At 59.5% G+C, this 19,373-nt stretch carries 18 protein-coding genes; 15 read left to right on the top strand and 3 right to left on the bottom strand.

The window, feature by feature from the left end:
• The first annotated feature begins 149 nt into the window (after positions 1 to 149).
• From lptF to pdxJ, 8 genes are all read left to right on the top strand, one after another.
• A complete protein-coding gene (gene lptF, locus AB3G35_RS22030; protein WP_016781893.1) occupies positions 150 to 1,268 on the top strand; it encodes an LPS export ABC transporter permease LptF in 1,119 nt (372 codons plus the stop codon).
• Positions 1,261 to 2,322: an LPS export ABC transporter permease LptG gene (gene lptG / locus AB3G35_RS22025; RefSeq protein ID WP_016781894.1), complete on the top strand. Its 1,062-nt coding sequence runs from the start codon at positions 1,261 to 1,263 to the stop codon at positions 2,320 to 2,322. Before lptF ends, lptG begins: the two co-directional genes overlap by 8 nt.
• 161 nt (positions 2,323 to 2,483) lie before the next feature.
• The gene (lepA, locus tag AB3G35_RS22020) at positions 2,484 to 4,283 is read left to right on the top strand and encodes a translation elongation factor 4 (protein ID WP_016781895.1); all 1,800 of its coding nucleotides are present in this window, start codon (positions 2,484 to 2,486) and stop codon (positions 4,281 to 4,283) included.
• A gap of 5 nt (positions 4,284 to 4,288) precedes the next feature.
• Positions 4,289 to 5,143, top strand: a complete 855-nt coding sequence (gene lepB, locus AB3G35_RS22015; protein ID WP_016781896.1) for a signal peptidase I — start codon at positions 4,289 to 4,291, stop codon at positions 5,141 to 5,143.
• Between the two features lie 218 nt (positions 5,144 to 5,361).
• A complete protein-coding gene (gene rnc, locus AB3G35_RS22010; RefSeq protein WP_029611545.1) occupies positions 5,362 to 6,051 on the top strand; it encodes a ribonuclease III in 690 nt (229 codons plus the stop codon).
• The gene (gene era, locus AB3G35_RS22005) at positions 6,044 to 6,946 is read left to right on the top strand and encodes a GTPase Era (RefSeq protein WP_016781898.1); all 903 of its coding nucleotides are present in this window, start codon (positions 6,044 to 6,046) and stop codon (positions 6,944 to 6,946) included. The genes rnc and era overlap by 8 nt, the downstream gene beginning before the upstream one ends.
• 125 nt (positions 6,947 to 7,071) lie before the next feature.
• Positions 7,072 to 7,761, top strand: a complete 690-nt coding sequence (recO, locus tag AB3G35_RS22000) for a DNA repair protein RecO (RefSeq protein ID WP_203304292.1) — start codon at positions 7,072 to 7,074, stop codon at positions 7,759 to 7,761.
• A 50-nt stretch (positions 7,762 to 7,811) separates the two neighbouring features.
• On the top strand, positions 7,812 to 8,555 hold the full coding sequence (pdxJ, locus tag AB3G35_RS21995; RefSeq protein ID WP_086798585.1) for a pyridoxine 5'-phosphate synthase: 744 nt from the start codon (positions 7,812 to 7,814) through the stop codon (positions 8,553 to 8,555).
• Between the two features lie 131 nt (positions 8,556 to 8,686).
• On the opposite strand, the gene mltF is transcribed toward pdxJ, so the two are convergent.
• Positions 8,687 to 10,144, bottom strand: a complete 1,458-nt coding sequence (mltF, locus tag AB3G35_RS21990) for a membrane-bound lytic murein transglycosylase MltF (RefSeq protein WP_029611546.1) — start codon at positions 10,142 to 10,144, stop codon at positions 8,687 to 8,689.
• 285 nt (positions 10,145 to 10,429) lie between these two features.
• Between mltF and purL the strand changes: the two genes are divergently transcribed.
• Both purL and AB3G35_RS21980 read left to right on the top strand, forming a co-directional pair.
• The gene (gene purL / locus AB3G35_RS21985) at positions 10,430 to 14,326 is read left to right on the top strand and encodes a phosphoribosylformylglycinamidine synthase (RefSeq protein WP_324708578.1); all 3,897 of its coding nucleotides are present in this window, start codon (positions 10,430 to 10,432) and stop codon (positions 14,324 to 14,326) included.
• A 4-nt stretch (positions 14,327 to 14,330) separates the two neighbouring features.
• The gene (locus AB3G35_RS21980) at positions 14,331 to 14,642 is read left to right on the top strand and encodes a YqfO family protein (protein WP_016781903.1); all 312 of its coding nucleotides are present in this window, start codon (positions 14,331 to 14,333) and stop codon (positions 14,640 to 14,642) included.
• Positions 14,643 to 14,714: 72 nt separating this feature from the next.
• Here the strand turns inward: AB3G35_RS21980 and AB3G35_RS21975 are convergent, their stop codons facing one another.
• Positions 14,715 to 15,281 (bottom strand): murein L,D-transpeptidase family protein, encoded by a 567-nt coding sequence (locus tag AB3G35_RS21975; RefSeq protein WP_016781904.1) that lies wholly within the window; start codon positions 15,279 to 15,281, stop codon positions 14,715 to 14,717.
• Between the two features lie 35 nt (positions 15,282 to 15,316).
• Positions 15,317 to 15,874 (bottom strand): NUDIX hydrolase, encoded by a 558-nt coding sequence (locus tag AB3G35_RS21970; protein ID WP_016781905.1) that lies wholly within the window; start codon positions 15,872 to 15,874, stop codon positions 15,317 to 15,319.
• A gap of 146 nt (positions 15,875 to 16,020) precedes the next feature.
• On the opposite strand from AB3G35_RS21970, the gene AB3G35_RS21965 reads away from it, so the two are divergent.
• From AB3G35_RS21965 to purT, 5 genes are all read left to right on the top strand, one after another.
• Complete coding sequence (locus tag AB3G35_RS21965) at positions 16,021 to 16,623, top strand: CoA pyrophosphatase (protein WP_016781906.1); 603 nt, start codon at positions 16,021 to 16,023, stop codon at positions 16,621 to 16,623.
• Positions 16,624 to 16,663: 40 nt separating this feature from the next.
• Complete coding sequence (locus AB3G35_RS21960; protein WP_016781907.1) at positions 16,664 to 17,188, top strand: gamma carbonic anhydrase family protein; 525 nt, start codon at positions 16,664 to 16,666, stop codon at positions 17,186 to 17,188.
• Positions 17,185 to 17,394, top strand: coding sequence for a DUF1289 domain-containing protein (locus tag AB3G35_RS21955; protein ID WP_016781908.1), 210 nt, complete (start codon positions 17,185 to 17,187; stop codon positions 17,392 to 17,394). The genes AB3G35_RS21960 and AB3G35_RS21955 overlap by 4 nt, the downstream gene beginning before the upstream one ends.
• Before the next feature lie 177 nt (positions 17,395 to 17,571).
• Positions 17,572 to 18,033 carry a VUT family protein gene (locus AB3G35_RS21950; RefSeq protein WP_016781909.1) on the top strand — a complete coding sequence of 154 codons (462 nt, stop codon included), beginning with the start codon at positions 17,572 to 17,574 and terminating at the stop codon, positions 18,031 to 18,033.
• An 85-nt stretch (positions 18,034 to 18,118) separates the two neighbouring features.
• Positions 18,119 to 19,300 (top strand): formate-dependent phosphoribosylglycinamide formyltransferase, encoded by a 1,182-nt coding sequence (gene purT, locus AB3G35_RS21945; RefSeq protein WP_203304290.1) that lies wholly within the window; start codon positions 18,119 to 18,121, stop codon positions 19,298 to 19,300.
• Positions 19,301 to 19,373: the final 73 nt, after the last annotated feature.

The following is a 19,373-nucleotide window of genomic DNA, read 5'->3' as shown; positions in this document are numbered from 1 at the left end:
CTTTCGAGACTGCGCAGTGACAGGGGCGGCCATTCACAGGATAATGCGCCATCTTTTTAGACGGCCCGTCTCATCTATGATGAGGTATTGGCCGACTCGTTATGCTGCTTGTTTGGCCGCCTTAGCCTGACGACCCTGGAGTGTCTGGTTTGATCGTCTTCCGTTATCTGTCCCGCGAAGTCCTGCTTACATTGAGCGCTGTCAGCGCTGTGCTGCTGGTCATCATCATGAGCGGTCGTTTCATCAAATACCTGGCCCAGGCCGCCTCTGGCGCCCTGGATCCGGGCTCCTTGTTCCTGATCATGGGCTTTCGCCTGCCGGGCTTCATGCAGCTGATCCTGCCGCTGGGGCTGTTCCTGGGCATTCTGCTGTCCTATGGGCGGCTGTACCTTGAAAGCGAGATGACCGTGCTGTCGGCCACCGGCATGAGTCGCCAGCGCCTGCTGGCCATTACCATGGCACCGGCTGCGCTGGTGGCGCTTATCGTGGCGTGGCTCAGCCTGAGCCTGGCCCCGCAGGGCAACAATGAGTTTCAGCTGCTGCTCAACAAGCAGGATGCCCTGACCGAGTTCGATACCCTGGAAGCCGGGCGTTTCCAGTCGTTGAGTGACGGTACGCGGGTGACCTACACCGAGGAGCTGAGCAATGACCGCTCGCTCTTGTCCGGGGTGTTCATCACCCAGAAAAAACTCGGTGAGGAAGCCAAGGACCGCAGCATTTCCGTGCTGCTGGCCGAGAAGGGCCGCCAGGAGGTGCGTCCTGACGGCAGCCGCTGGCTGGTGCTGGACAATGGCTATCGTTATGACGGCAACCCGGGGCAGGCCGACTATCGGGCGATCAAGTACGAAACCTACGGTGTGTTGCTGCCCAAGCCCGAAGTCAGCAATGAAGTAACAGACCGCGATGCAATACCTACCGTGGACCTCCTCGGCAGCTCGGACCCTCGTGTGGTCGCCGAATTGCATTGGCGCATTGCCTTCCCTGTGCTGGTGTTTATCGTGACCTTGATCGCGGTGCCGTTGTCGCGAGTCAACCCGCGTCAGGGGCGTTTCCTCAAGTTGTTGCCGGCCATTCTGCTTTATATGAGCTACCTGAGCATGCTGACCTGGGGCAAGGGGCTTCTTCAGGATGGCAAGATCCCGCTGGGGCTGGGCCTGTGGTGGGTGCATGGGTTGTTCCTGGTCATTGGCCTGGGGCTGATGTACTGGGAGCCGCTGCGCTTGAAGCTGGCTAGTCGCCGTAGTGCCGAGGAGATGGCCCGTGGTTAAGCTCGATCGCTACATTGGTAGCAGTGTGTTGTTGGCGATTCTGGCTGTGCTGGGGATCATTCTCGGCCTGGCCCTGCTGTTTGCCGTGATCGATGAGATGCGCAGCCTCAGCAGCAGCTACACGGTTCTGGATGTGTTCAGTTTTGTCATGCTGACCGCGCCGCGGCGCATGTATGAAATGTTGCCGATGGCGGCGCTGATTGGTTGTCTTATCGGTTTGGGTGGTCTGGCCAGCAACAGCGAGCTGACCATCATGCGTGCCGCCGGTGTGTCCCTGGGGCGTATCGTCTGGGCCGTGATGAAGCCGATGCTGGTGCTGATGGTGGTGGGGGTGCTGATTGGCGAGTATGTGGTGCCTGCCACTGAAAGCATGGCCCAGGCCAACCGTGCGCTGGCGCAGGGCAGTGGTGATTCGCAGAGCTCCAAGCATGGCTTGTGGCATCGCCAGGGCGACGAGTTCATTCATATCAACGCGGTTCAGCCCGGCGGGCTGCTCTATGGCGTCACCCGTTATCGCTTCGACAAAGACCACCAGATGCAGTCGGCAAGCTTTGCCAAAAAGGCCCAGTACGACCAGGGCAACTGGCAGTTGAGCGATGTGAGCACCACCCTTTTTCACGGCGACAGCACCGAAGTGGTCAAGGCGCCTGAAGAAAAATGGGACGTGTCTTTGAGCCCGCAATTGCTCAATACCGTGGTCATGGCCCCCGAGTCGCTGTCGATTGCCGGGTTGTGGAGCTATATCCACTACCTCAAGGACCAGGGCCTGAATAACGGCCGTTACTGGCTGGCTTTTTGGGTCAAGGTGTTGCAGCCACTGGTCACCGCTGCGCTGGTGTTGATGGCCATATCTTTCATCTTCGGCCCGTTGCGCTCTGTTACCCTTGGTCAGCGGGTGTTTACCGGGGTTCTGGTGGGGTTTACCTTCAAGATCGCCCAGGACCTGCTGGGGCCATTGAGCCTGGTGTTCGGCTTCTCGCCGTTGTTTGCGGTGCTGCTGCCGGCTTCCATCTGTGCCGTGGCCGGCATCTGGTTGTTGCGCCGGGCGGGTTGAGTAGCGGTCATTGAGTCAATCAAGAGCCTCTATCTCGCGATAGGGGCTTTTTTGTGGGTGCCCATTGGCCTGTGAACGTGACGCTTGGCGCGATGTTCAGGTACAATTCCCGGCTATTTTTCGGCGGGCAGTCTGCCTGCGACTTTTTTGAGTGTTGACCCGTGAGTGATCTGAGTCATATCCGCAATTTCTCCATCATCGCCCACATTGACCATGGCAAGTCGACGCTGGCCGATCGTTTTATCCAGATGTGCGGTGGCCTGACTGCCCGCGAAATGGAAGCCCAGGTACTGGACTCCATGGACCTCGAGCGTGAGCGCGGGATCACCATCAAGGCCCACAGCGTCACCTTGTATTACACGGCCAAAGACGGCAAAACCTACCAGTTGAACTTCATTGACACCCCGGGCCACGTTGACTTCACCTACGAAGTCAGTCGCTCCCTGGCGGCCTGTGAAGGTGCCTTGCTGGTGGTCGATGCGGGGCAGGGCGTAGAAGCCCAGTCCGTAGCCAACTGCTACACCGCGATCGAGCAGGGCCTGGAAGTGATGCCGGTGCTGAACAAGATCGACCTGCCACAGGCCGATCCTGATCGTGTTAAAGAAGAGATCGAAAAAATCATTGGCATCGACGCCACTGATGCCGTGACCTGCAGCGCCAAGACCGGCCTGGGCGTGGACGAGGTGCTTGAGCGCCTGGTACATACCATTCCTGCGCCGACCGGCAATATCGAAGACCCGCTGCAAGCGTTGATCATCGACTCCTGGTTCGACAATTACCTGGGCGTTGTGTCCCTGGTTCGCGTGCGCCACGGCCGCGTGAAAAAGGGCGACAAGATTCTGGTCAAGTCCACCGGCAAGATCCACCTGGTGGACAGCGTCGGTGTATTCAACCCGAAACACACCGCCACTGCCGATCTGAAAGCCGGTGAAGTAGGTTTCATCATCGCCGGTATCAAGGACATTCACGGTGCGCCAGTGGGCGATACCCTGACCTTGAGCACGACGCCGGATGTTGATGTACTGCCCGGTTTCAAGCGTATTCAGCCTCAGGTGTATGCGGGTCTGTTCCCGGTCAGCTCCGATGACTTCGAAGACTTCCGTGACGCGCTGCAAAAGCTGACACTGAACGACTCTTCGCTGCAATACACGCCAGAAAGCTCTGACGCACTGGGCTTCGGCTTCCGTTGCGGCTTCCTCGGCATGTTGCACATGGAGATCATTCAGGAGCGCCTGGAGCGCGAGTACAACCTGGACCTGATCACCACCGCGCCAACCGTAATTTTTGAGTTGCTGCTCAAGACCGGTGAAACGATTTACGTCGACAACCCGTCCAAGCTGCCAGATCTTTCCATGATTGAAGACATGCGCGAGCCAATCGTGCGTGCCAACATTCTTGTGCCTCAGGAGCACCTGGGTAACGTCATTACCCTGTGCATTGAAAAACGTGGCGTGCAGCACGACATGTTGTTCCTGGGCAGCCAGGTGCAAGTGACCTACGATTTGCCGATGAACGAAGTGGTTCTGGACTTCTTCGACCGTCTCAAATCCACCAGTCGCGGCTATGCTTCGCTCGATTACCACTTCGATCGTTACCAGTCAGCTAATCTGGTCAAGCTCGATGTGTTGATCAACGGTGACAAGGTAGATGCGCTGGCCCTGATCGTGCACAAGGAAAACGCGCACTACAAAGGTCGCCAGTTGACCGAGAAGATGAAAGAACTGATTCCGCGCCAGATGTTCGACGTCGCGATCCAGGCCGCCATTGGCGGGCAGATCATTGCACGGACCTCCGTCAAGGCTCTCAGAAAGAACGTACTGGCCAAATGCTACGGTGGTGACGTTAGCCGTAAGCGCAAGCTGTTGGAAAAGCAGAAAGCCGGTAAAAAACGCATGAAGCAAGTGGGCAACGTGGAAATTCCACAAGAAGCCTTCCTTGCAGTGCTCCGTTTGGATAGCTAGGTCCTATGTCACTAAATTTCCCGCTGTTGCTGGTCATTGCTGTTGCCGTGTGCGGTTTGCTGGCGCTGCTCGATGTGGTCTTCCTGGCTCCGCGCCGGCGCAAGGCCATTGCCAACTATCAAGCCAGCGTTACGCCGGTTGATATGCAGGTCGTCGAAAAGCTCAACAAGGAACCGCTGCTGGTTGAATACGGCAAGTCGTTCTTTCCGGTGTTGTTTATCGTGCTGGTGTTGCGTTCGTTTCTGGTTGAGCCGTTCCAGATTCCGTCCGGCTCGATGAAACCGACCCTGGATGTGGGCGACTTCATTTTGGTGAACAAATTTTCGTACGGGATCCGCTTGCCGGTACTCGACACGAAAATCATCGAAGTGGGTGATCCGAAGCGGGGCGATGTGATGGTGTTTCGCTACCCAAGCGATCCGACAGTCAACTACATCAAGCGTGTAGTTGGCCTGCCGGGCGACAAGATCCGCTACACCAGCGACAAGCATCTGTATGTCAACGACCAACTGGTTGCCGAGCAACTGGTCAAGGCCGAGCCTGGAACCCTGGGCAGTGCCGAGTTGTACAAAGAGAAGCTGGGCGAAGTCGAGCACATGATCCGCAAGGAAATGAGCCGCTATCGTGCGCCGCCTGACAAGGAGTGGACGGTTCCGGCCGGGCATTACTTCATGATGGGCGACAACCGCGACAATTCGAACGACAGCCGTTACTGGGATGATCCGAACATTCCCAAAGACGAGCTGGGCATGGTTCCCGACAAGAACATTGTCGGCAAGGCCTTCGCTGTTTGGATGAGCTGGCCGGAACCCAAGGCGAGCAACCTGCCGAACTTCTCGCGGGTTGGTCTGATCAAGTAGCCAAAACGGCGCTGTTTATAACAGCGCCGATTGCTTTTCAGGTGTGCGAAACAAGTCGCGCGCCTGAGTATTCAGGATGTGGATTTGAACAAAGCGTTAAGTGTGACGGCGGCGAACAGCCTGTTCCCTGTCCATTTGCTATGCGATAAACGAGCATCACTGATCCCTAATATCGGTCCGGTGGTGACATTCGGCCACGAACTCAGCGTGGGTAAATCGTGAGTTTTTCTTTAGAACGTTTAGAGCGTCAGCTCGGCTACACCTTCAAAGACCAGGAACTGATGGTTCTGGCCCTGACACACCGCAGTTTCGCGGGGCGCAATAACGAGCGCCTTGAGTTCCTGGGTGATGCCATTCTCAATTTTGTTGCCGGCGAAGCCTTGTTTGACCGCTTCCCACTGGCGCGTGAAGGCCAGTTGTCACGCTTGCGTGCCCGCCTGGTCAAAGGCGAAACCCTGGCAGTACTGGCGCGAGGCTTTGAGCTGGGCGAGTACTTGCGTCTGGGTTCGGGCGAGCTGAAAAGCGGTGGTTTTCGCCGCGAATCGATCCTGGCAGACGCCCTTGAAGCGCTGATCGGCGCCATTTACCTGGACGCCGGCATGGAAGTCGCCCGCGACCGCGTACTGGCCTGGCTGGCCAGCGAGTTCGAGACGCTGACCCTGGTCGATACCAACAAAGATCCAAAGACCCGCCTGCAGGAGTTCCTGCAGTCGCGTGCCTGCGACCTGCCACGTTATGAAGTGGTGGATATCCAGGGCGAACCGCATTGCCGCACCTTCTTTGTCGAGTGCGAGATTGCCTTATTGAATGAAAAAAGCCGGGGACAGGGCGTGAGCCGTCGCATTGCCGAACAGGTAGCGGCCGCCGCAGCACTGATTGCCCTTGGCGTGGAGAATGGCCATGACTGATACAACCGCAACTCGCTGTGGCTACGTTGCCATTGTTGGTCGTCCAAACGTGGGTAAATCCACGCTGCTGAACCATATCCTGGGTCAAAAACTGGCGATCACCTCGCGCAAGCCCCAGACCACCCGCCACAACATGCTGGGCATCAAGACCGAAGGCAACGTGCAAGCGGTCTACGTCGATACCCCGGGCATGCACAAGGGCGGCGAAAAGGCCCTGAACCGCTACATGAACAAAACCGCTTCGGCGGCGTTGAAAGACGTCGACGTGGTGATCTTCGTTGTTGACCGCACCAAGTGGACCGACGAAGACCAGATGGTGCTGGAGCGCGTGCAGTACGTAACCGGCCCGCTGATCGTGGCGCTGAACAAGACCGATCGCATCGAAGACAAGGCCGAGCTGATGCCGCACCTGAGCTGGCTTCAGGAGCAACTGCCGAACGCCCAGATCATCCCGATCTCTGCCCAGCATGGTCATAACCTTGAAGCGCTGGAGCGCGTGATCGCCGATCACCTGCCGGAAAACGAGCACTTCTTCCCGGAAGACCAGATTACCGACCGCAGCAGCCGCTTCCTGGCCGCCGAACTGGTTCGCGAAAAGATCATGCGCCAGATGGGTGCGGAGCTGCCGTACCAGATCACCGTCGAGATCGAAGAGTTCAAGCAGCAGGGCAAGACCCTGCATATCCACGCTTTGATCCTGGTTGAACGTGACGGTCAGAAAAAAATCATCATTGGCGACAAGGGCGAGCGTATCAAGCGCATCGGCACCGAAGCGCGCAAGGATATGGAGCTGCTGTTCGACTCCAAGATCATGCTTAACCTGTGGGTTAAAGTGAAAGGCGGCTGGTCCGACGACGAGCGTGCCCTGCGTTCGCTGGGCTACGGCGACCTGTAAACATCGTAGTACCCCTGTGGGAGCGGGCTTGCTCGCGATAGCATCAACTCGGTCTGTCTGAAGTTCCGGGTTGCCTGCATCGCGAGCAAGCCCGCTCCCACATTAGCCTTTGGTACACCAGACTCATGTCCAGCAACCCACCCGTCGCGCAACTCGCCTACGTCCTGCACAGTCGCCCCTATCGTGAAACCAGCGCGCTGGTGGACTTCATCACGCCTCAAGGGCGCCTGCGGGCGGTGCTGCGCAGTGCGCGGGGCAAGGCGGGGACGTTGGCACGGCCTTTCGTACCCCTGGAAATCGAATTTCGCGGCCGTGGCGAGCTGAAAAACGTCGGGCGCATGGAAAGTGCCGGGATTGCCACCTGGCTCAATGGCGAAGCGCTGTTCAGCGGTCTCTATCTCAATGAATTACTGATTCGGCTACTGCCTGCTGAAGACCCCCATCCTGCAGTGTTTGACCACTATGCCGCGACACTGGTGGCGCTGGCTGAAGGGCGTCCACTGGAACCGCTGCTGCGCGCATTCGAGTGGCGCCTGCTTGACGATCTGGGTTATGGCTTTTCACTGACGCAGGATATTCATGGCGAGCCGGTAGCGGGTGATGGCATGTATCGCCTGCAGGTGGATGCCGGGCTTGAGCGCATTTACCTGGTACAGCCCGGACTGTTTCATGGCGCCGAGTTGCAGGCGATGGCCGAGGCTGACTGGACCGTTCCGGGCGCCTTGTCGGCAGCCAAGCGCCTGATGCGTCAGGCATTGGCCGTTCATTTGGCTGGCAAGCCGCTGGCCAGTCGTGAGTTGTTTCGCAAGCCCTGAATAGACCGGTATGCTGTGCGCCGAATCGTCAACTCTTCAGGAGAGCCCCCGTGACCCAAAGCAATCGCATTCTTCTCGGCGTGAACATCGACCACGTAGCCACACTGCGTCAGGCGCGCGGCACGCGCTACCCTGATCCGGTCAAGGCGGCGCTGGATGCAGAAGAGGCGGGCGCCGACGGCATTACCGTGCACCTGCGCGAAGACCGCCGGCATATCCAGGAGCGTGATGTGTTGCTGCTCAAGGACGTGCTGCAAACGCGCATGAACTTCGAAATGGGCGTTACCGAAGAGATGATGGTGTTTGCCGAGCGTATTCGCCCGGCGCATATCTGCCTGGTGCCTGAAACCCGTCAGGAACTGACCACAGAAGGCGGTCTGGATGTAGCCGGGCAAGAAGCGCGGATCAAGGCGGCGGTCGAGCGGCTGAGCAGGATTGGCTGTGAAGTGTCGCTGTTTATCGATGCCGATGAGCGTCAGATCGAAGCTTCAAAACGCGTTGGCGCGCCAGCGATCGAGCTGCACACGGGCCGTTATGCCGATGCACAGACTCCGACCGAAGTCGCCGAAGAATTGCAGCGTGTCGCCGATGGCGTAGCGTTTGGCCTGGCTCAAGGGCTGATCGTCAATGCCGGCCACGGTTTGCATTACCACAACGTGGAAGCGGTAGCGGCCATCAAGGGGATTAACGAGTTGAACATTGGCCATGCGCTGGTGGCGCATGCGTTGTTCGTGGGCTTCAAGTCGGCTGTTGCCGAGATGAAGGCGCTGATCGTGGCGGCCGCGAAAGACTAAAACCTGAGGGCCGGATCCTGGACCCCTGTGGGAGCGGGCTTGCTCGCGATGCGGGCGGCAGGTTTTACTTGTAAGACCATGCTGGGGCAATCGCGAGCAAGCCCGCTCCCACAACAGGCTCGCTCCCTCAGCTAAAGCTGCGGCTCTTCCTTGGGCTTGGTCTTGTCGATGCCGGGGATGTGCAGTTTGCTGTCCGCCGCCTGGTCGCCTTCAAGCTGCGGCTGCGTAGCCCAGGTCAGGATGTCGTAGTAACGACGGATGTTGGCCACAAAGTGCACCGGCTCGCCGCCGCGGGCGTAGCCATAGCGGGTTTTGCTGTACCACTGCTTCTGCGCAAGGCGAGGCAGCATTTTCTTTACGTCCAGCCACTTGTTCGGGTTCAGGCCTTCCTTCTTGGCCAGCTTGCGCGCGTCTTCAAGGTGACCGCCACCAACGTTGTAGGCCGCCAGTGCAAACCAGGTGCGATCCGGCTCTTGAATATCATCGTCCAGTTCGCTCTTGATCAGCGCCAGGTACTTGGCACCGCCCATGATGCTCTGCTTGGCATCCAGGCGGTTGGACACGCCCATCGCCTGTGCTGTGTTCTGGGTCAGCATCATCAGGCCGCGAACGCCGGTTTTTGACGTTACTGCAGGTTGCCACAGGGACTCCTGATAGCCCATTGCCGCCAGCAGGCGCCAGTCGATCTGCTCTTTCTTGGCCGCGTCCTTGAAGAACTTTTCGTACTTGGGCAAGCGTTGCTGCAGATGTTGGGCGAAGGTGTAGGCGCCGACGTAGCCAAGTACGTCGACATGCCCGTAATAACGGTCCTTGAGACGTTGCAGGGTGCCGTTCTTTTCAACCTTGTCCAGGTAGGCGTTGATCTCGTTAAGCAGGCTGTTGTCTTCACCTGCCGCCACCGCCCAGCGCTGGCTGCGCGCATCGCCCAGGTCAAAGGCCACGCGCACGTTGGGGAAGTACACCTGGTTCATCGCCACTTCGTTGGAGTCGACCAGCGTGAGGTCAATCTGGCCTTCATCGACCATGCGCAGCAAGTCGACCACTTCAACGGCGTCGGATTCGTCGTACTCGATCCCGGGATACTGCTTTTTCAGCTCGGCCAGTTGCTCGGCATGGGAGCTGCCCTTGAGCACGGTGATGCGCTTGCCCACCAGGTCAGCGGCAGAGGTCGGCCGCGACTGGCCATTGCGATAGATGATCTGCGGCGTGACTTCGAGGTAGGGGTGGGAAAATCGGGCTTGTTGCAGGCGCTTCTCGCTGCTGACCAGGCCGGCAGCAGCCAGAACCGGGCCGTCAGGCTGGCCCAGCTGGTTGAACATGTCGTCCAGGTTGTCGGCGGTTTCGATCTTGAGCTCGACCCCCAGATCATCGGCAAAGCGTTTCACCAACTCGTATTCGAAGCCGGTTTCACCGTTGCGATCCTCGAAGTAGGTCGCGGGGCTGTTACGGGTAATCACCCGCAGTACCCCATCCTCCTTTACGCGCTCCAGGGTGCTGGGTTTTTCAACGCAGGCACTGAGCATCAGGAAGAGTCCGGTTGCGAGCAGCCATTTGGCGCAGCGCGGGCGGATATCAGTTAGAGAAAACATCCGCGCAGTATACGCAAAGCAGCGCGGGTGCCATATCTCGACAATTTTCAGTCATTCTGATATTGACCGCGAAAATCGCTGAAACCCTTGTGGAATGGGGGGTGGATCGCTCTTTAAAGATCATAAACAACCATGCGCCAAGCGGCTGATAGCCATAAAGAATAAGGCTTTGGTCGATTAGTCGCGTTTGGTATGCGTCTGGTGTGCCGTTTCGGGTGCCGTTGGCGATGGTTTACGCTAGAATGCCGGGCCTCAAAGCATACCCCTCCCGAGGCTGTCCCGAAGATGTTGATCCTGCGCGGCGCTCCTGCCCTTTCTGCCTTTCGCCACAGCAAACTCCTTGCACAACTGAGCCTCAAGGTTCCGTCTGTCACGGGTTTGTATGCTGAATTCGCCCACTTTGCCGATACTACCGGCGAGCTGACCAGCGATGAACAGCAGGTACTGGCTCGTCTCCTGAAGTACGGCCCAAGCGTGCCGGTGCAAGAGCCGAGTGGCCGACTGTTCCTGGTGTTGCCGCGGTTTGGCACCATTTCTCCCTGGTCGAGCAAGGCCAGCGATATTGCCCGTAACTGTGGCCTGGCGAAAATCCAGCGCCTGGAACGCGGCATTGCATTCTATGTGGCTGGCCAGTTCAGCGACGCGGATGCCGAGCTGATCGCTGCTGCATTGCATGACCGCATGACGCAAATCGTGCTGGGTACCCTGGAGCAGGCTGCCGGTTTGTTCAGCCACGCCGAACCAAAGCCGCTGACAGCCATTGACGTACTGGGTGGCGGTCGCGCCGCGCTGGAAAAAGCCAACGTCGAGCTGGGCCTGGCCCTGGCCGAAGACGAAATCGACTATCTGGTCAATGCTTTCAACGGTCTGGGTCGCAACCCGCACGACATCGAACTGATGATGTTTGCCCAGGCCAACTCCGAGCATTGCCGCCACAAGATCTTCAACGCCAGTTGGGACATTGACGGCCAAAGCCAGGACAAGAGCCTGTTTGGCATGATCAAGAACACCTACGTGATGCACAGCGAAGGCGTTCTGTCTGCTTATAAGGACAATGCCTCGGTCATCGTCGGCAGTGTTGCCGGGCGTTTCTTCCCGGACCCTGAAACCCGCCAGTACGGTGCGGTGCAGGAGCCGGTGCACATCCTGATGAAGGTTGAAACCCATAACCACCCGACCGCCATTGCCCCGTTCCCGGGTGCGGCGACCGGTTCCGGTGGTGAGATCCGCGACGAAGGTGCAACCGGTCGTGGTGCCAAGCCAAAGGCCGGCCTGACCGGTTTCACCGTGTCCAACCTGCAGATTCCGGGCTTTGAACAGCCGTGGGAAGTGCCATACGGCAAGCCCGAGCGCATTGTGACCGCGCTGGATATCATGATCGAAGGCCCGTTGGGTGGTGCTGCATTCAACAACGAATTCGGTCGTCCGGCCCTGACCGGCTACTTCCGTACGTTCGAGCAGTCCATCACCACCCCCCGTGGCGAAGAAGTGCGTGGTTACCACAAGCCGATCATGTTGGCCGGCGGCATGGGCAACATCCGCGCCGAACACGTACAGAAAGCCGAAATCACCGTGGGCTCCAAGCTCATCGTGCTGGGCGGCCCGGCCATGCTGATCGGCCTGGGTGGCGGTGCAGCATCCTCGATGGCCACCGGCGCAAGCTCGGCTGACCTGGACTTCGCTTCGGTACAGCGCGAAAACCCGGAAATGGAACGCCGTTGCCAGGAAGTGATCGACCGTTGCTGGCAGCTGGGTGACAAGAACCCGATCAGCTTTATCCACGACGTGGGTGCCGGTGGCCTGTCCAACGCCTTCCCTGAGCTGGTGAACGACGGCGACCGTGGTGGCCGTTTCGAACTGCGCAACATTCCAAACGACGAGCCGGGCATGGCCCCGCACGAAATCTGGAGCAACGAATCCCAGGAACGTTATGTTCTGGCCGTGGGCGTCGAAGATTTCGAGCGCTTCCAGGCGATCTGCGAGCGTGAGCGCTGCCCGTTTGCCGTTGTCGGTGAAGCCACTGCCGAACCGCAACTGACCGTGACCGACAGCCATTTCGGCAACAGCCCGGTGGACATGCCACTGGAAGTGCTGCTGGGCAAGGCCCCGCGCATGCACCGTTCGGCCGTTCGCGAAGAAGAGCTGGGCGATGACTTCGACCCTGCTGCGCTGAGCATCGGCGAGTGCGTCGAGCGCGTCCTGCATCACCCGGCCGTGGCCAGCAAAAGCTTCCTGATCACCATCGGCGACCGCACCATCACCGGTCTGGTTGCCCGCGACCAGATGGTTGGCCCGTGGCAGGTGCCTGTGGCTGACGTGGCCGTCACCGCAACCAGCTTCGACGTCTACACCGGCGAAGCCATGGCCATGGGCGAGCGTACCCCGCTGGCACTGCTGGATGCTCCGGCATCGGGCCGTATGGCCATTGGTGAAACCTTGACCAACATCGCCGCTTCGCGCATTGGCAAGATCAGCGATATCAAGCTGTCCGCCAACTGGATGTCCGCTGCCGGCCACCCGGGTGAAGACGCTCGTCTGTACGACACGGTCAAAGCTGTCGGCATGGAACTGTGCCCGGAGCTGGGCATCACCATCCCGGTGGGCAAGGACTCGATGTCGATGCAAACCCGCTGGAGCGAAGAGGGTACGGACAAAACCGTGACCTCGCCGCTGTCGCTGGTAGTGACCGGTTTTGCCCCGGTGCTCGACATTCGCCAGACCCTGACCCCGGTACTGCGCATGGACAAGGGCCTGACCGATCTGATCCTGATCGACCTGGGCCGTGGCCAGAACCGCATGGGCGCCTCGATCCTGGCCCAGACCTACGGCAAGCTAGGCAAGCAGGCGCCTGACGTCGACGACGCAGAAGACCTCAAGGCCTTCTTCGCCGTGATCCAGGGCCTGAATGCTGATGGCCACCTGCTGGCTTACCACGACCGTTCCGACGGTGGTTTGCTCACCAGCGTGATGGAAATGGCGTTTGCCGGTCACTGCGGCCTGAACCTGACCCTCGACTGCCTCGCAGACAGCGCCAGCCAGCTTCCGGCCATCCTGTTCAACGAAGAACTGGGTGCCGTGATTCAGGTGCGTCAGGACGCGACCGCTGATGTGCTTGCACAGTTCAGCGCCGCAGGCCTGGGTGAGTGTGTCGACGTGATCGGCCAGCCGCTGAACAACAGCGAAGTCACCATCACCTTCAACGGTGAAAAAGTGTTTGCCGGTCAGCGTGGCGAGTTGCAGCGCCAGTGGGCTGAAACCAGCTTCCAGATCCAGCGCATGCGTGACAACGCGGACTGCGCGCAGCAAGAGTTCGATGTACTGCTCGAAGAAGACAACCCGGGCCTGACCGCCCAGTTGAGCTTTGACGTGAACGCCAATATCAGCGCGCCGTACATCAAGAAAGGCATTCGCCCGCAAGTGGCAGTTCTGCGTGAGCAGGGCGTCAACGGTCAGGTTGAAATGGCCGCGGCGTTTGACCGTGCCGGTTTCAATGCTATCGACGTACACATGAGCGACATTCTGGCCGGCCGTGTCGACCTGAACGAGTTCAAGGGTCTGGTTGCCTGCGGTGGTTTCTCCTACGGCGACGTGCTGGGTGCCGGTGAAGGCTGGGCCAAGTCGGCTCTGTTCAATACCCGTGCCCGCGATGCGTTCCAGAGCTTCTTCGAGCGCACTGACAGCTTCTCCCTGGGTGTGTGCAACGGTTGCCAGATGATGTCCAACCTGAGCGAACTGATCCCTGGCAGCGAGTTGTGGCCGCACTTTGTGCGTAACCGTTCCGAGCAGTTCGAAGCCCGCGTGGCAATGGTGCAGGTGCAGGAGTCGAACTCGATCTTCCTGCAGGGCATGGCCGGTTCGCGCATGCCGATCGCCATCGCTCACGGTGAAGGCCATGCCGAGTTCGCCAGCGAAGAAGCCATGTTGCAGGCGGACCTGTCCGGTGCAGTGGCACTGCGCTTCGTCGACAACCACGGCAAGGTCACGGAAAACTACCCGGCCAACCCGAACGGCTCGCCGCGCGGGATCACCGGCCTGACCAGCCGTGACGGCCGTGTGACCATCATGATGCCGCACCCGGAGCGGGTATTCCGCGCCGTGCAGAACTCGTGGCGCCCGGAAGAGTGGAGCGAAGACGCGCCGTGGTTGCGCATGTTCCGTAACGCTCGTGTGTGGGTCGATTAAGCGCATGTACAAGCTCAGCTTTTTCGTTCCCCCAAGCCATGTGGATGGGGTCAAGGATGCCGTATTCGCCGCCGGTGGCGGACGAATCGGCAGCTATGACCACTGCGCGTGGCAAACCATGGGTCAGGGCCAGTTTCGTGCGCTGGACGGCAGCCAGCCGTTTATCGGGCAAACCGGTCAGGTCGAGTATGTGGGGGAATGGAAGGTTGAACTGGTCGTTGCCGATGATCTGATTCAGGCCGTGGTGGCTGCGCTCAAGCTCAGCCACCCGTATGAAACGCCCGCGTACGAAGTGTGGCAACTGGCTGATATCTAGCCACAAGGCACATAAAAAACCCGCTGAACCGGTAACGGTCAGCGGGTTTTTTGTTGTTTGCGTGGTGGCTGGTTACGGGCGGATTTCAACCATGGTGCCGTCAGGAACCAGGTTCCAGACTTCGCGCATCTCGTGGTTTTTCATGGCGATGCAACCATCTGTCCAGTCCAGGGTATGGAACAGCTCTTCGGGGTTGTCTTCGCTGTCGGGCGTGCCGTGGATCATGATCATCGAGCCCGGGTTCAAGCCTTCACGTCGCGCCGTGGCCGCGTCGCTGATATTGGGGTAGTTGATATGCATGGCCAGGTTGAACTTGTCGCTTTTCTTGCGCCAGTCGACCCAGTAGATGCCCTCGGGGGTGCGCTTGTCGCCCTCGCGCATTTTCGGGCCCTTGGGCTGTTTGCCCAACGAAATGCGGTAGGTCTTGATGGGCTTGCCATTGCTGATCAGTTCCAGCTTGCGCGCCGACTTGATGACCAGCACCTTGTCGATGCTCTGCCCGGCACGAACCGGTTGTGACGACGGGGCTGGCTTGAGGACCTGATTTTTATCAACGGGCTTGCCGTTTACGGTAATGACAACAGAGGCCTGGCAGGTAACGGCAAATGACAGACAGAGGGCAGCGAGCAACCAACGCATTAGAGGGGTATTCCTGAGGTACTAGGCAATCAGCATTATTGTTGGGGTTTGTTGAGGCTGGCCAGGGGTGGTACAGCCTCGCTGCGCACGGGGTAGATGGCGCCCGGGCGGTCAGCGAAAAAGCATTCTAAGGTACGGCTGACCGTGCGGAAAGCCAGCTCTGACCAAGGGATGTCGGCTTCTTCAAACAGGCGCACTTCAAGGCTCTCTTCACCGGCTGCGAAGTCCGGGCCCAGCAGGTCGGCGCGGTAGAAAATATGCACCTGATTGATATGCGGCACATCGATCAAGGTGTAGATGGCCAGGTTCTCAACCACGGCACAGGCTTCTTCAAGGGTTTCGCGCCGGGCCGCGTTTTCGACGGTCTCGCCGTTCTCCATAAAGCCTGCGGGCAGGGTCCAGTAGCCTTTGCGCGGCTCGATGGCGCGGCGGCACAACAGCACCTGGGTACCCCACACGGGCACGCAACCAGCGACGATATTGGGGTTTTGATAATGAACGGTCTGGCAATGGTCGCAGACATACCGCAGGCGTGAATCGCCCAAGGGGACAAGCTGGCTGACGGTATGGCCGCACTGGCTGCAAAATTTCATGCTGGGGTCTCTGGCTCTGGTGCCTATCTTGGGGGGTGAAGCGGCCTGGCGGCAAGTGCGGCATGGCGGCCTGCGACACTGTAGGACTTGGGTGCCCGGTACGATTTGGTGCATGATGCCCGATAAGTGACGGATCGAGATGACCTATGCTGGACGAGCTGCTTGGCCGTGTGAGCCGCTATACCCCACGGACGTTGGAAACAGAACGGAATTTCCCGGAAGCTGCGGTGTTGTTGCCGGTGACCCGCAGTTCTGAGCCTGAACTGATTCTGACCCTGCGTGCCAGCGGGTTGTCGACCCACGGTGGTGAAGTGGCTTTTCCGGGCGGGCGCCGCGACCCGGAAGACCCCGATCTGGTGTTCACCGCCTTGCGTGAGGCCGAAGAAGAGATCGGCTTGCCGCCGGGGCTGGTCGAGGTGATCGGGCCGCTAAGCCCCTTGATCTCGTTGCACGGTATTCGCGTCACTCCTTATGTCGGTCTGGTCCCTGACTACGTTGAGTATCTGGCCAATGATGCCGAAATCGCCGCCGTGTTCAGCGTGCCGCTGGAGTTTTTCCGCCAGGACCCGCGCGAGCATACCCATCGCATCGACTACCAGGGCCGCAGCTGGTATGTGCCGAGCTACCGTTTTGGCGTTTACAAAATCTGGGGGCTGACGGCTATCATGATCGTGGAGCTGATGAATCTGCTCTATGACGACGTCAATATCAACCTGCACACCCCGCCTGAACGTTCCATTCCAATCTAGAGCCGTCTGCAGACGGCCACGCCTGCCTTGAGGACATCCCATGAAATACCGTCTGGGCGACTCGCTCGTCGAAACCCACCCCGAAAGCTGGACCGCACCCACAGCCACCCTGATTGGCAAGGTGCGACTGGAGGAGGGCGCCAGTGTCTGGTTCAACGCCGTGTTGCGCGGTGACAACGAGCTGATCCTGATCGGCAAGCACAGCAATGTGCAGGATGGCGCGGTAATGCATACCGACATGGGCTACCCGCTGACCCTCGGCACCGGCGTGACCATCGGCCATAACGCCATGCTGCATGGCTGTACGGTGGGCGACTACAGCCTGATCGGGATCAATGCGGTGATCCTCAATGGCGCCAAAATCGGCAAGCACTGCATCATTGGCGCCAACTCGCTGATTGGCGAGGGCAAGGAAATCCCGGACGGTTCGCTGGTCATGGGCTCGCCGGGCAAGGTGGTGCGCGACCTCACGGATGAACAGAAAAAACTGCTGGAGGCCAGCGCGGCCCATTACGTCAAGAACGGCCAGCGTTATGCCCGTGAGCTTGAGGTGCAGGAGCAATGACAGAAGCAGAGCGCCCGGTCGCCTCGCCCTGTGTGAACATTTGCGCGCTGGACGACGATGACGTGTGCAGCGGTTGCCAGCGCACCGTGGCAGAAATTACCCGCTGGAGCCGCATGACCAACCCGGAACGTCGCGAAGTGCTGGTGTTGTGCCATGAGCGGGCCAAGGCCAGTGGCGTGGTGTGGATGCTGGGTTCCGGTAGCTGACAACTCTTCTTTTTGGTGGGAGCGGGCTTGCCCGCGATGCAGGCGCCGCGGCCTGTCAGGCAAACTGCGCTGATGCCATCGCGAGCAAGCCCACTCCCACAGGGGAATGTCGCGGGTACAAAATCGACTGTGACTCAAGTACCCTGTGCGCCTTATTCAGAGGTGTCGCCCGCTGCCATGCTGTTTCTTCTCGCTTATATCGCCAGCGTCGTGCTGATTAACTTCGCGTTTTCCACGGCGCCGCACCTGGACATTATCTGGTCGGCCTGGGGTGGCCTGGTCTTTGTATTGCGCGACATGGTGCAAACCCGCTTCGGCCACGGCGCCCTGCTGGCCATGCTGGCGGCGCTGGTGCTGTCATACATCACCTCCGATCCTTCCATAGCCCTGGCCAGCGCGACGGCTTTCGCCGTTTCCGAGTGCATCGACTGGCTGGTGTTCAGCATCACCAAGCGACCACTGCATGACCGCCTGTGGATCAGCTCCGCGCTGAGCATCCCGATCGATACCTTTATCTTCTTCGGCATGATCGATGCGTTCACCCCTGGCGTCATCATTATCGCCATGGCGTCGAAATTCGCCGGTGTTACCTGTGTATGGCTGGCGATGGCCTGGCGTTTACGCAAAGCCGCGGTCTAGTCATGTAAAATGCCGGCCTTTGTATCCCCCTGCAGGCGCTGGCGTGGTCAGTGCCTTCGATGATTTGTTTCCTTGAGGACCTGAAATGACCCGTATCGGAACTCCACTGTCGCCCACTGCGACCCGCGTCATGTTGTGTGGCTGCGGTGAGCTGGGCAAAGAAGTTGTCATCGAATTGCAGCGCCTGGGGGTCGAAGTGATCGCTGTCGATCGCTATGCCAATGCACCCGCCATGCAGGTTGCCCACCGCAGCCATGTGATCAACATGCTCGATGGTGCCGCCCTGCGTGCCGTGATCGAAGCTGAAAAACCGCACTTTATCGTCCCGGAAATCGAAGCCATCGCCACCGCGACCCTGGTCGAGCTGGAAGCTGAAGGTTTTACCGTCATCCCGACTGCCCGCGCCACCTCGCTGACCATGAACCGCGAAGGCATTCGCCGTCTGGCCGCTGAAGAGCTGGACCTGCCGACTTCGCCGTACCACTTTGCCGACACCTTCGAAGATTACAGCGCTGCCGTGCTGGACCTGGGCTTCCCGTGTGTGGTCAAGCCGGTAATGAGTTCGTCGGGCAAGGGCCAGAGCCTGCTGCGCAGCGCCGATGATGTAAAAGCTGCGTGGGATTACGCGCAGGAAGGCGGCCGGGCGGGTAAAGGACGGGTCATCGTTGAAGGCTTTATCGACTTTGACTACGAAATTACTCTGCTGACCGTGCGCCATGTGGGCGGCACCACGTTCTGCGCACCGGTCGGTCACCGTCAGGAGAAGGGCGACTATCAGGAGTCCTGGCAGCCACAGGCCATGAGCCCGATTGCGCTGGCCGAGTCCGAGCGTGTGGCCAGGGCGGTTACCGAGGCGCTGGGTGGTCGCGGCCTGTTTGGTGTAGAGCTGTTTATCAAGGGCGATCAGGTGTGGTTCAGCGAAGTCTCGCCGCGCCCCCACGATACCGGCCTGGTGACCCTGATTTCCCAGGACTTGTCGCAGTTTGCACTGCATGCGCGGGCGATTCTGGGTTTGCCGATTCCGTTGATCCGCCAGTTCGGGCCATCGGCCTCGGCGGTAATTCTGGTGGAAGGGCAGTCGACCCAGACCGCGTTCGCCAACCTGGGTGCAGCCCTGAGCGAGCCGGATACGGCCTTGCGCCTGTTCGGCAAGCCAGAGGTGAACGGCCAGCGCCGCATGGGCGTGGCCCTGGCGCGTGACGAGTCGATCGAAGCCGCCCGCGCCAAAGCCGCCCGTGCGGCCAAAGCGGTAGTTGTAGAACTGTAAAAACCCTTGTGGGAGCGGGCTTGCCCGCGATTCAAGCGACTGGGTACATCTGATGTACCGAGGCGTTGCAATC

This window comes from Pseudomonas sp. WC2401 (assembly GCF_041200115.1).
Classification (GTDB): Bacteria; Pseudomonadota; Gammaproteobacteria; order Pseudomonadales; family Pseudomonadaceae; genus Aquipseudomonas; species Aquipseudomonas fragi.
This window is presented reverse-complemented; position numbering and strand designations above follow the sequence as displayed.